Raw genomic sequence first — 13,044 nt, forward strand, 5'->3', positions numbered from 1 at the left:
GGAGCGCGGCGTCAGACGCCGAGCAGGTCGACCGCCGCGGCCGAGGCTCCCCCGGAGAGGGTGCCGTAGCCGGGACCGCGGTCGAAGAAGGCGTCGTCGGCGGCGGGTACGGGACGGGAGGCCCGCTCGGAGGCGGTGGCCGCGGCGTCGTACCCGAGCTCGGCCTGTCCTGAGCCTGTCGAAGGGTCGTCGGCCAGCTCCCCGGTGAGGACCACGCCGTAGTCGGCGAGCGCCGCCTCCGGCGAGACCTTGCGCCACACCACGTCGCGCACGACGAGGGCGGGGTCGCGCTCGAGCGGGTTGCCCCAGCCGCCACCGCCGGTGGTGCGGATCCGGATCGTCTCCCCCGCGACGACCGGCTCGGCGTCGGCGAGGGCGTCGACGTCGCGCTCGTTGGGGCCGCCGGGGTCGATGGTGACCTGGAAGGGCCGCCCCGCCTTGCCGCCCTTGACGCCCCAGCAGGCGAGGATCGAGCGGTCCGCGATGGACATGAAGTGCGCGTCCTTGAGCATCCGGATGTGCTTCTCGTAGCCGAGGCCGCCGCGGAACTGGCCGGCGCCGCCCGAGTCGAGGGCGAGGCCGAGCGACTCCACGACGAACGGGAAGCGGGACTCGGTGAACTCCGTCGGAAGGTTCCGCGAGTCCGGTACGACGTGGATGGTGTCCTCGCCGTCGGCGTAGTAGCGGCCGCCGGAGCCCCCGCCGAGCACCTCGCGCATGAGGTACGACCGGCCCTCGAGGTCCTCGCCGTAGACGCCGGTGTAGCGGATCGTCTCCTGGTCGGCGGGCATCCGGCCGTCGACGGCCTTGGCGAGCACCCCGGCGAGCACGCCGAGCAGGCGCAGGATCACGAAGGTGCGGGCGTTGGTCGGCGCGGGGAACACCGGCGTGAGCAGGGTTCCCGGCGGCGGGAAGCGCATGTCGATGAGGGGGACGACGCCCTCGTTGACGTCGAGCTCGGCCATCCGCTCGGGGGTGTCGGCGAGGTTGCGCAGGATGGGCGCCAGCCACTTCTTGAGGAAGACCCCGTCGGAGTAGTCGCCGCAGTGGTTGATCGGCCCCTTGGCCTGCGGGCCGGTGCCGGCGAAGTCGAGGACCAGCCGCTCCCCCTCGGGGTCGTCGGCAGCCGTGCGGGTCAGCGTGATCCGCTGGGTGTGCAGCTGGGGCTCGTCGACGCCGTCGTGCTCGGCGTAGTCCTCCCAGGTCCAGGTGCCGACCGGGATCTTGGCGAGGATCTCGCGCCGGTAGGTCTCGGTGGACCGGTCGATGATCGCGTCGAAGCAGGACTCGACGGTCTCGGTGCCGTAGCGGTCGAACAGCTCGCCGAGCCGGCGCGCGCCCATCAGGCAGGCCGAGCACTCGGCGTCGAGGTCGGCGGCGAGCGACTCGGGCATCCGCGAGTTGCGGGTCATGATCGTCAGCGCGGCGCGGTTGGGGACGCCGGCGTCCCACAGCTTGATGGGTGGTACGGCGAGGCCCTCCTCGAACACGCTGGTCGCGTGCGAGGGCATCGACCCGGGCACCGCACCCCCGATGTCGTCGTGGTGGCCGAAGGCCTGGATGAACGCGACGACGCGCCGCTTCCCCTCCGGCCCGGCGAACACGGGGACCGTGACGCAGAGGTCGGGAAGGTGACCGATGCCGCCCTCGGAGAGGTAGACGTCGTTGTGGAAGAAGACGTCGCCCTCCTGCATCTCCTCGATCGGGAAGTCGCGGGCGACCGGGTGGACCAGGGCGGAGTACGAGCGCCCGGTGAGCTTGCGCAGCAGGCGGTCGTGGATGCCGGCGCGGAAGTCGTGGGCGTCGCGGATCATCGGGCTGCGCGAGGTCCGCGCGATCGCGGTCTCCACCTCGTGCTCGACGGCGGCGAGCGAGCCCTGCACGATCTCGACCAGCACCGGGTCGGCGCTGCGGCCGGCGTCAGCGGTAAGCGTCCCGAACGGGAACTGGGTCGGCGCCCGGCGCGAACCGGTGTCCGCGTCGTGGTGGTGGGCGGCGGGAGCGGAACCGTTGTGGACGGTCTGGCAGCTCAGGCACATGTCAGCTCTCCTCGGTCTGCTGGGTGCGCGTCACGATGATGTTGGCGAAGTCGTCGACCCGCGCGGTGAAGCCGGGGTGGACGGGCACGGTGGAGCCGAACTCCTCGATGACCACCGGGCCGGTGAGGACCTGCCCCGCCGGCAGGTCGGGACGCCAGAAGATCGGCGTCTCGACGTACCCGGCCTCGGCGTCGAAGCAGACCGACCGGGTGCCGGTCGGTTGCGGCGCCGGCCTGGGTGCGTCGGCACGCAGGATCTCGGGACGCTTGATCGGGCCGATGCCGGACACGCGGAGGTTCACCACCTCCACCTGCTGCGACGGGTCGCCGGAGAAGTCGTAGCCGTAGAGCACCCGGTGCTCGGCGTGGAAGCGGTCGGCGACCGTCGTCAGGGTCTCGGTCGTGACCGGCCCGTCCGGTACGCCGACCCGGACCTCGAACGCCTGGCCGAAGTAGCGCACGTCGGCGGTCCGCACGAACGCGTGGTCGGCCTCGGCGAATCCCTCCTTCGTGAGCGCCGCGGCGGCGCGCTCGGTCAGGGCGTCGTAATCGTGCTGGAGGTCGGCCGGGTCGAGGTTCTCCTGCAGGGCGACGTGGGTCTGGACGTAGTCGTTCTTCACGTCGACGGTCAGCAGGCCGAAGGCGGACACGTTGCCGGGGTTGGGCGGGACCAGCACGGTCGGCACGTTGAGGATGTCCATCAGCCGGCACAGCAGCAGGGAGCCGGAGCCGCCGAAGGTGGTGAGCGTGAAGTCGCGGACGTCGAGGCCGCGCTTGACGGTGACCTGACGCAGCGCGTTGGCCTGGTTCCACGCGGAGATCTCGAGGATGCCGGTGGCGCACGCCTCGGCGGTGATGCCGAGCTTGCCGGCGAGCTGCTGGATCGCCGCGCTGGCCGCGTCGACGTCGAGCGGGATCTCTCCGCCGAGCAGGTGCGGGGGGATCCGGCCGAGGAAGACGTGCGCGTCGGTGATGGTGACCTCGGCCCCGCCCTTGCGGTAGCAGATCGGGCCCGGGTCGGCACCGGCCGAGTGGGGGCCGACCTTGAGCGTGCCCTCGGGCGAGAGCCACGCGATCGAGCCGCCACCGGCCCCGACGGTGACGACGTCGATCATCGGGATCTTCGACGGGTACACGCCGACGCTGCCCTCGGTGGTCAGCGTCGGGTCGCCGTCGATGACGACGGACACGTCGGTCGACGTACCGCCGCCGTCGGAGGTGAGCACCTTGTCGAAGCCGGCGACCTTCGCGATCAGCGCGGCGCCGAGCGCGCCGGCGGCGGGGCCGGACAGGACGGTGGTGATCGGCTGGTGCACGACCTCGTCGGCCGAGAGCACGCCGCCGTTGGACTTCATCACGTAGAACGGGACGGTCCGGCCGCTCTGCGTGGCCAGGCGGTCCTTGATGTTGGTGACGTAGCGGCTGAGCTTGGGCTTGACGGCCGCGTCGACGAGCGTGGTCATCGACCGCTCGTACTCGCGGTACTCGCGCAGCACCTCGCTGGAGATCGAGACGACGGCGTCCGGGTGCTCCTCGGCGAGGATCGCGCGCATCCGCTCCTCGTGCGCGGGGTTGGCGTAGGCGTGAAGGAAGCAGACACCGAGGGTGTCGATCCCCTTGGCCCTGAACCAGCGCGCGACCCGGCGGGCGCCGTCCTCGTCGAACGGGCGGATCTCCGCGCCGGTGAAGTCGAGCCGGCCGCCGACGCCCTGCACCAGGTCGCGCGGGACGATCCGGTCCGGCTTCACCCAGAAGTACGAGTTGCCGTAGCCGTCCGGCACCGACTGCCGGGCGATCTCGAGCATCGCCTCGTAGCCGGCCGTGGTGATGAAGCCGAGCGCGTCGACCTTGCCCTCGAGGAGCTGGTTGGTCGCGACCGTCGTACCGTGGCTGACCGCGACCACGTCGTCGAACTGCGCGCCCGCGATCTCCAGCACCTTGTCGATGCCGGCCAGGAACCCGTCGGCCGGGTTGCCCGGCGTGCTCGGGGTCTTGGTCGTGACGACCTCACCGCTGTCCTCGTCGAAGGCGACGACGTCGGTGAACGTGCCGCCGGTGTCGATGCCGATCCTGATCCGCCTCGCTGTCATGACTCACATTCAAGTGAACCTGCGCGGGGTGCGACGACGGCATCATCTGCCGATCAGGGAGAGGATCGCGGGCAGATGTTGCCCGCCGGCGCGATGGGAGTTTCACCGGCCGGCCGGTGATTCTCCCGACCTTGGACGACAAAACTCATGCTGGGACGAGGAAACTTCGTCGTCCAAGCGTGAGTTTCACCGGCCGGCCGGTGAAACTCATGCTGGGACGACAAAACTCCCGCGCGGCCAGCTGGGGACCGGTCAGGCGCGGAGCCACTCGAAGGCGCGGGCGACCTGCAGCAGGCGGAGGTCGGCGCCGTGGGGAGCGACCAGCTGGACGCCGACGGGGAGGCCGTCGGCCGTCGTACCGGCGGGGACGGAGATGGCCGGGCAGCCGGTGACCGTGATGAAGTACGCCGACCTCATCCAGTCCAGGTACGACGCCATCGGCCGGCCGTTGATGGTGGTCGGGAACTCCTGGTCCGCCGGGAACGGCGGCACCTGGGAGACCGGCAGCACGAGCAGGTCGTGGTCGGTGAAGAAGGCGCGCATGGTCTCGCTCAGCGCGGTGCGCTGGGCGTATGCGCGGGCGACGTCGGCACCGGTCAGCGACGCACCGGCGCGGATGTTGTCGGCGAGGGAGGCCTTGAAGGACGTGGGGTGCTCAGCGAGCAGGGGGCCCAGGCGGGCCTGGAAGTGCCAGGCGCGGAGGGTGCGGAAGGTGTCGTCGGCCAACCCCAGGTCCGGGTACGACGACCGCACCACCGCGCCCGCGGCGGCCAGCGCCCGGCCTGCCTCCTCCACCACCCGGGCCACCTCGTGGTCCACCTCGAACGCAGCCCCGAGGTCGACGGAGAGCCCCACGCGGAGGCCGCGCAGGTCGGCGGGCGCCGGGCCGGCGAAGACCGCCCCGGGATCCCCGAGGGCTTGGGGAGCACGCGGGTCGGGCCCGGCCAGGACCGAGAGCAGCAGGGCGAGGTCGCCGACGTTGCGGGCCATCGGGCCACCGACGGAGGTGGTCTCCCAGTGGTTGAGCTGCGGCCACTCGGGCACGCGGCCCAGGCTCGGGCGCAGGCCGACGACGCCGCAGAAGGACGCGGGGTTGCGCAGCGAGCCGCCCATGTCGGAGCCGTCGGCGAGGGGCACCATGCCGGATGCGAGGGCGCAGGCCGCTCCCCCGCTCGAGCCGCCGGCGGACCGGGTGGGGTCGACCGGGTTCAGCGTGGTGCCGAAGACCGTGTTGAAGGTGTGCGACCCGGCCGCGAACTCCGGCACGTTGGTCTTGCCGATCGTGACGGCACCAGCGGCGCGGACCCGCTCGACGATCAGTTCGTCGCGATCGGGGACGTGGTCGGCGTAAAGGGGCGAGCCCCAGGTCGTGCGCCAGCCGCCGACCTGGTGGGTGTCCTTGAACGCGAACGGCAGGCCGTGCAGCGGACCGACCTGCTCGCCACGGGCCAGCGCCTCGTCGGCCGCGGCCGCACCCTCGCGGGCCCGCTCCTCGTCGAGCGAGACGATCGCGTTGAGCTGCGGGTTGCGCTCCGCGATCCGCTCGAGGTGCAGGTCGAGCAGCTCGCGGGCCGAGATCTGCCGGCTCCGTACGGCGGCCGCCTGGTCGCGCGCGCTGGAGTCCGGGGTGAGGGAGACGGTCGCGGGGTGATTCATCGACGACGGCCCAGCACCGCGCCGACCACGACGCCGGCGAGGACCAGCCCACCGCCGACCACGACGCCGGCGAGGAAGGAGTCACCGCCGACGGCAGCGCCACGGGAGGACTTCGGCGCCGCGGAGTAGACCGGCGTGCCCTCGGCGGACACCGAGGCCTCGACCGGCGCGGCGACAGGCAGGCCGTGGGCGATGACGCCCTCGACGTTGCCGAAGAACTCGGCGGCCATCCGGCGCGAGACACTGGTGAGCATCCGCTGGCCGACGCCACCGATCATGCCGCCGACGACCGCGTCGGCGTCGTACGACAGCACCGTCCGGCCCCCGTCGTCCTTGAAGGTGACCAGCACGGTCGCGTCGATCGTGCCCGGCGCACCGGCGCCCTTGAGCCGCATCGTCAGACCCTCGCCCTCGCGGAGGTCCTCGAGGACGCACGAGCCCGAGTAGGTGCCGCGGATCGCGGCGACTCCGGCGCTGACGGTCATCGCGTAGGCGTTCGTGCCGGTCGCCTCGAGCTGCTCGCAGCCGGGGATCGTCGCGACCAGCACGCGCGGGTCGAGGATCGCCTCCCAGACCTGGGCGACGGGGGCGGCGATGGCGTTCTCACCGGAGATCTTCACTTCGGCTCCTGGGCGTGGGGGACGTGGGCCGCACGGAGCGCGAACAGCTCCGACGGCGAGATGGGCATGGCGGTGATGCCGAAGGTCGGCGACACCGCCCGCTCGGCGTCCTCGATGGCCGCGGCGAAGGCGGCGGACCCGGGGATCACGCCGGCCTCGCCGGCGCCCTTGATGCCGAGCGGGTTGAGCGGGGAGGGCGTCTCGAGGTGGTCGATCTCGATGCTGGTCGGCACCTCGGTGACGTACGGCATGAGGAAGTCCATGAACGAGGCGTTGAGCAGCTGACCGGACTCGTCGTAGGCCATCCGTTCGTAGAGCGCGCCGCCGACGCCCTGCGCGACGCCGCCGTGGATCTGGCCCTCGACGATCATCGGGTTGATCAGGTGCCCGCAGTCGTGGACCACGGCGTACTTGAGGATCCGGATCTCGGCGGTGTCGACGTCGGTCTCGACGATGACGGCGTGCATGCCGGACGCGAAGGTCGAGCGCGGCGGCGAGTAGAAGTCCTTGCCCTCCAGGCCCGGCTCGTCGTCCTCGGCGACCGGCGGCTTGTCCGGGTCGCCGACGTTGAACTGGGTGGCGGCCTTGGACGCCTCGTCGAAGGCGTAGCGCAGCGGGTTCGACAGGACGGCGATCGTGCCGAGCGGGATCGAGCTCTCGGTGCCCTTGACGCTGACGACGCCGTCGACGATCTCGAGGTCCTCCACGTCGGCCTCGAGCGCGTCGGCCGCGATCCGCAGCGCCTTCTCCTTCGTCCGCTTGGCGGCGAGGTGGATCGCGGAGCCGCTCATCACGGCCGCACGGGAGGCGAAGGTGCCCACGGCGTACGGCATCCGGCGGGTGTCGCCCGTGGTGATCTCGACGTCCTCGAAGCGCACCCCGAGCTCGTCGGCCACGATCTGCGCGAACGCCGTCTGGTGGCCCTGGCCCTGGGTGGTGAGGCCGGTCGCGACCTTCACCTTGCCCGACGTCTCGATGTGCACGTGGGCGCCCTCGTAGGGGCCCACGCCGGTGCCCTCGACGTAGCAGGCGAGGCCGAGGCCGACCCGCTTGCCGAGCGCCGCCTGCTGCTCGCGGAAGGCCGGGAAGCCGTCCCAGTCGACGAGCTCCTTGATCTTCTCGAGCATCGCCGGGTAGTCGCCGGAGTCGTACTCGAGCTCGCGGCCGTCCTGGAAGATCAGCCCGTGGTCGTAGGGGAACTCGTCGGGCTGGATGAAGTTCGCGGCCCGCACCTCCGCCCGGTCCATGCCGAGCTCGGCGGCGATCGCGTCCATGGTCCGCTCCATGACGAAGCAGCCCTGCGGCCGGCCCGCGCCACGGTACGGAGTCACGATCACCGTGTTCGTGTAGAGCGAGTCGAAGCGGACCCGGTAGGCGCCCGGCTTGTAGGGACCGAGCAGCTGGGTCGAGGTGATGATCGGGACGATCAGGCCGTACGGCGTGTAGGCGCCGTGGTCGTGCCAGAACCGGACGTCCAGCCCGAGCACGCGGCCGTCGTCGTCGAAGCCGACCTCGACGTGGTGCACCTGGGCACGCTCGTGCGCGGAGGAGATGAAGTGCTCGCGCCGGTCCTCGGTGAACTTCACGGCACGGCCGAGCCGCTGCGCGGCGAGCGGGACGAGCAGCTCCTCGGGCCACGGGTGCACGATCTTGACGCCGAAGCCGCCGCCGACGTCGGGGGTGATCACGTCGACCTGGCCGAGGTCGAGGCCGAGCTTGGCGGCGACCGCGGCGCGGACACCGGTCGAGGTCTGCGTCGACGACCACACCTGCAGCCGGCCCTGGTCGGGGTCCCAGCGGGCGACGACGCCGCGGCCCTCCATCGGCATGCAGGCGCTGCGCTCGATCTGCAGGTCGAGCGCGAGGCGGTGCGGCGCGGCCGCGATGGCCGCCGGGGCGTCGCCGTTGGACTGCTCGGTCGTGGCGGCGACGTTGCCGGGCACGTCCTCGTGCACGAGCAGGTCCGCAGCGCGCGCGGCCTCGATGCCGACCACGGCGGGGAGCAGCTCGTAGTCGACGACGATCCGTGCGAGGGCGTCCTCGGCGACGTACCGGTCCGTGGCGACGACGAACGCGATCGCCTCGCCGACGTGGTTGACCTCGTCCTTCGCGAGCGCGTACTGCGTGCGGCCGTGGGTCAGGGTCGGGTGCGGGATCAGCAGCGGCAGCGGCTCCGCCATCGCGCCCTCGAGGTCCTCGTGGGTCCAGACCGCGTGCACGCCGTCGAGGTCGAGGACGGCGTCGACGTCGATCGACAGGATCCGGGCGTGGGCGTGCGGGCTGCGCAGGACCGCGGCGTGCAGGGCGTCGGGGGCGACGTCGTCGACGTAGCGTCCGTTGCCACGGACGAAGCGGTCGTCCTCGACGCGCTGGACCTTGGCGCCGACGAGCTTGGCGCTCATCGGGGTCCCCGCGAAGTTGTTCGGGGGAGCGAAGCGGAGGAGAAGAACTTCGTGGGGTGGTTCATGCCGAATCCCTGTCCTCGCGGGCGATCTCGGCCGCGCGGCAGACCGCCTTGACGATGTTCTGGTAGCCCGTGCAGCGGCACAGGTTGCCGGCGACCATGTCGCGGGCCTCGTCCTCGGTGGGGTCGGGGTTCTCGGCGAGGCCGGCGGTGATCGTGGTCAGGAAGCCCGGCGTGCAGAAGCCGCACTGCAGGCCGTGGCACTCGCGGAAGGCCTGCTGGACCGGGCCGAGCGAGCCGTCGGGCCGGGCCAGGCCCTCGACGGTGGTGAGCTCGCTGCCGGCCGCGGAGACGGCGAACGTCAGGCAGCTGCGCATGGGGGCCCCGTCGACGAGGATCGTGCAGGCGCCGCAGACGCCGTGCTCGCAGCCGACGTGGGTGCCGGTCAGGCCGAGGTCGTGGCGCAGCGCGTCGGACAGCAGCCGCCGGGCCGGGACCGCCACCTCGTGCTCGACCCCGTTGACGCGGAGCCGGATGCGGTGGATCTCTTCGGTCACGACTGCTCCTGACGGGCGTGCTGGCGGGCGTGCTGGTGGGCCGCGGTGACGACCCGCGCGGTGAGCACCCGGGCCAGGTGCGCGCGGTAGTCGGCCGTGGCGTGGATGTCGGTCTCCGGCTCCAGTACGGCGAGCGCGGCGTCGGCCGCGCGGGCGAGTGCTGCCGGTGTGGTCTCCCCGTCGAGCGCCTCGGTCAGGTCGACCACCGCGGGGACGTCGGACACCGAGAGGTAGCCCGCCCGGGCGCTGACGACGCGACCGTCCTCGACGGCGACGACCGCCGCGACGCCGCACATCGCGTAGTCACCGTGGCGTCGCGCGATCTCCTCGAACGCGACCCCGCTCCCGCCCGCCAGGGCCGGGAAGAAGGCCTCCACCGCGATCTCGTCGTGGTGCAGGCTCGACTCGAGCGGCCCGACGTACAGGTCGTCGGCGGCGATGGTGCGCCGGCCCTGCGGTCCGACCACGTCGACCGAGCCGTCGAGCAGGCGCAGCACCATCGGCATCTCGGCCGCGGCGTCGGCGTGGACGAGCGAGCCGACCGTCGTACCGCGGTTGCGGATCGTGGCGTGCGCGACGTCGGCCAGGGCCAGCGGCACGAGCGGCTGGACCCGCGCGACGTCCGGGTCGCGCAGGACCTGCGCGTGCCGGGCGAGGGCGCCGATCCGGACTCCGTCGGCGTCGGCCCGGACGTGGTCCAGGTCGGGCAGGCCGTTGATGTCGACCAGCACCGCCGGGGCGGCCAGCCGCATCGACAGCAGCGGCACCAGGCTCTGGCCGCCGGCGAGGACCTTGGCCTCCGGGTGCCCGGCCAGGGCCTGGAGGGCTTCCCCCAGGGACCCCGGCCGGACGTAGTCGAACGGTGCGGGCTTCACAGCCTCTTGGTCACCTCTCCCGACGTCGCGGTCTCCGAGCGTCCCTTCACGGCGTGGAAGAAGACGATCACGACGATGGTGCCGAGGGCGATGCCGCCGAGCTTGAAGTCGTCGCTGAAGGTGAGCTCCACTCCACCGATGCCGGCGATCAGTCCGCCGGCGAGGCCGACCATGTTCACCGGGTTGCCGAAGTCGACGTTGTTCTCGACCCAGATCTTCGCGCCGACGAGGCCGATCATGCCGTAGAGCACGACCGTGATGCCGCCGAGGACGCCGCCGGGGGTGGCGTTGACGATCGCACCGAACTTCGGGCAGAGACCCAGCAGGATCGCGACTGCGCCCGCGACGTAGTAGGCCGCGGTGGAGTAGACCTTGGTCGCCCCCATGACGCCGATGTTCTCGGCGTACGTCGTCGTCGGAGAACCGCCGAAGGCGCTGGCGAACGCGGTGGCGAGGCCGTCGGCGCCGATCGCGCGGCCCATGTAGGGGTCGAGGTTCTCGCCGGTCATCTCGGCGACCGCCTTGACGTGGCCGGTGTTCTCGGCGATGAGCGCGATCACACCGGGGAGGACCAGGAGGATGAAGGTCAGCGAGAAGCTCGGGCCGTGGACGACCGAGACACCGTCGGTCAGTGTGCCGTGCGGGAAGCCGATCCACTTGGCGTCGCCGACGGCGTCCCAACCCCAGGTGCGGTCGTGGTCGGTCGCCGTCGCGCCGAGCGCCGGGACGACAGAGTTGATGGTGCCGAAGACCGCGTCGAAGATCCACGAGATCACGAACCCGAAGACCAGTGCGAGGAAGACCGCGATCCGCGACCAGAAGCCCGGCAGCAGCACGGCCGCACAAACCATGAACGCGGCGGTGGCGAGGGCGACCCACTGGTCCTGCGGCCAGTACACCTTCGCCACGACGGGAGCCAGGTTGAAGCCGATCAGCATGACGACCGCGCCGGTGACAGCGGGCGGCAGGATCTTGTGGATCAGTCCGGCGCCCGCGAAGTGCACCAGCACGCCGACCGCAGCCAGCACGAGGCCGGCGACGAGGATCGCGCCGGTGACGTCGGCGGAGTCGCCGCCCTGGGTGCGGATCGCCGCCACGCCGGCGACGAAGGAGGCGCTGGTGCCGAGGTAGCTGGGCACCTTGTTGCTGCAGATCAGCAGGAAGCCGATCGTGCAGATGCCCGAGAACATGATCGCCAGGTTGGCGTCCAGGCCCATCACGATCGGGAAGACGAAGGTCGCGCCGAACATCGCGACGACGTGCTGCGCACCGAGGCCGATCGTGCGCCCCCACGGGAGTCGCTGGTTCGGTGCGACCGGCTCACCGGGAGCCGGGTTCACGACCTCCCACTTGAACATCGACATCTGTTGTCCCTCCTAGTCCGGCGGCCACGAGCGGGTCGCATCAGGGGCTCCGAGGGGCACCAACCTATTGAGGCCCAGATCACACCTCACTGGCCACTTTCGCCAAAGGATCCCGAGGAAGTGCTGTCGCATGTTGCCCGCGATTCCGTCCCCGTTCACAGGAGCGACATCCCGGATCATCGGGTGACGACTTCGAGGACCTTGAGCGCAACAGCGACGTCGAGCCGGAGGTTCTGGTCGGACGCGACCGGGCCGAGCAGACGCTCGAGCTTGCCCACCCGGTAGCGCATCGTGTTGTAGTGGAAGAACTGCGTGCGCGCGGCCTCGGCCACGTTGAAGTTGGTGTTCAGCAGCACCTGGAGGGTCTCGCGCAGGGTGGCCGCCTCCTCGGTGGACTCGGCGAGCTCGCCGAGCACGTCGTAGGCGAAGGCACGCAGCTCCGCGACGTCGGGGACCATCGCGATCAGCCGGTGCAGACCGAGCTCGTCGAACCAGGTGGTCGTGCTGCCACCCCGGAAGCGGCGGCCGACGTCGACCGCGCGGCGCGCCTGGGCGTAGCTGTCGGGGAGGCCGGCGGGGCCGCCCGTCACCCGGCCGACGCCGGCGGTGAACGGGCGTCGTCCGCCGCCCTTGTCACCCGCGACGGCGTGCACGAGGCGTCGTACCAGCTCGGCGGTCGCGTCGGGGTCGGCGGCCGGCAGCACGGCCACGACCTCGGAGCCGAAGTCGGCGATCGGGATCCCCTTGTCGATGCCCGCGGCCACCTGGCGCCAGGCGTTCGCGAAGCGCTCCTGCCAGTGCCGGCGGTCCTCGACCGACGCCGCTGGCTGGTACGACGGCTGCGGGTCGATCTGCGCGGCGAGCACCACCATCGGTCCACCGAGGTCCCACCCGAAGCCGACGACGTGCTCGCGCACGAACTCCTCCGCCCCGGCCCGGCCGAGGAAGACGTCGCGCAGGAAGTCGCCGCGGTACTTGTTCTCCACGGCCGAGACCGCCTGCTCGCGGGTGACCCACAGCGCGATCGCGGTCGCCGCCCGCTGGAGGGCGGCGAGCTCGACGTCGGTGAGGTCACGCTCGACGACGGCGACCAGGTGGCCGAGCGCCTGGTTGGGCGCGGTCAGGGCGAGTCGGTGGACGCGGGCGCCGGTGACCGGCTGGTTCTCGCGGCCGTACCACTCACCGATCCACTCGACGCGGAGTCGACCGGTCTCGTCGGTGAGCGAGGCCTCCTTGAGGCGCTCGCGCATGGCGTCGTCGATCAGCGCGGCACGCTCGCGGCCGTCGGTGGTGGTGACCGCGACGTGCGCCCGCAGCGCCTTGCCGATCGCGGCGACCAGCTCGTCGAGGTCGGCGTCGGCCAGCACCAGCTGGGCCAGCGCCTCGGCCAGCTGCTCCACATCCATGGAGCCATCGTCGGAGACGGAGGGCACCGGGGTG

General features: G+C 71.8%; 9 protein-coding genes. All 9 read right to left on the reverse strand.

Annotated features, from left to right (window positions below; all coding sequences use genetic code 11):
* Positions 1–11 precede the first annotated feature (11 nt).
* The 9 genes from ASE20_RS12405 to ASE20_RS12445 all read right to left on the reverse strand — a co-directional run bounded on the left by ASE20_RS12405 (position 12) and on the right by ASE20_RS12445 (position 13,010).
* Complete coding sequence (locus ASE20_RS12405) at positions 12–2,039, reverse strand: hydantoinase B/oxoprolinase family protein (RefSeq protein WP_225869101.1); 2,028 nt, start codon at positions 2,037–2,039, stop codon at positions 12–14.
* A gap of 1 nt (position 2,040) precedes the next feature.
* Positions 2,041–4,128 carry a hydantoinase/oxoprolinase family protein gene (locus ASE20_RS12410; protein ID WP_056894843.1) on the reverse strand — a complete coding sequence of 696 codons (2,088 nt, stop codon included), beginning with the start codon at positions 4,126–4,128 and terminating at the stop codon, positions 2,041–2,043.
* A gap of 252 nt (positions 4,129–4,380) precedes the next feature.
* The gene (locus tag ASE20_RS12415) at positions 4,381–5,784 is read right to left on the reverse strand and encodes an amidase (RefSeq protein ID WP_056894844.1); all 1,404 of its coding nucleotides are present in this window, start codon (positions 5,782–5,784) and stop codon (positions 4,381–4,383) included.
* A complete protein-coding gene (locus ASE20_RS12420) occupies positions 5,781–6,404 on the reverse strand; it encodes an SRPBCC family protein (RefSeq protein WP_056894845.1) in 624 nt (207 codons plus the stop codon). Before ASE20_RS12420 ends, ASE20_RS12415 begins: the two co-directional genes overlap by 4 nt.
* Positions 6,401–8,806 carry an aerobic carbon-monoxide dehydrogenase large subunit gene (gene cutA, locus ASE20_RS12425; protein ID WP_056894846.1) on the reverse strand — a complete coding sequence of 802 codons (2,406 nt, stop codon included), beginning with the start codon at positions 8,804–8,806 and terminating at the stop codon, positions 6,401–6,403. Before cutA ends, ASE20_RS12420 begins: the two co-directional genes overlap by 4 nt.
* A gap of 61 nt (positions 8,807–8,867) precedes the next feature.
* A complete protein-coding gene (locus tag ASE20_RS12430) occupies positions 8,868–9,365 on the reverse strand; it encodes a (2Fe-2S)-binding protein (RefSeq protein ID WP_056894847.1) in 498 nt (165 codons plus the stop codon).
* A complete protein-coding gene (locus ASE20_RS12435) occupies positions 9,362–10,240 on the reverse strand; it encodes an FAD binding domain-containing protein (RefSeq protein WP_056894848.1) in 879 nt (292 codons plus the stop codon). Before ASE20_RS12435 ends, ASE20_RS12430 begins: the two co-directional genes overlap by 4 nt.
* Positions 10,237–11,604 (reverse strand): uracil-xanthine permease family protein, encoded by a 1,368-nt coding sequence (locus ASE20_RS12440; protein ID WP_200952786.1) that lies wholly within the window; start codon positions 11,602–11,604, stop codon positions 10,237–10,239. Before ASE20_RS12440 ends, ASE20_RS12435 begins: the two co-directional genes overlap by 4 nt.
* Positions 11,605–11,780: 176 nt before the next feature.
* Positions 11,781–13,010, reverse strand: coding sequence for a PucR family transcriptional regulator (locus tag ASE20_RS12445; protein WP_056894849.1), 1,230 nt, complete (start codon positions 13,008–13,010; stop codon positions 11,781–11,783).
* Positions 13,011–13,044: the final 34 nt, after the last annotated feature.

Source organism: Nocardioides sp. Root240, from assembly GCF_001428825.1.
GTDB lineage: Bacteria > Actinomycetota > Actinomycetes > Propionibacteriales > Nocardioidaceae > Nocardioides.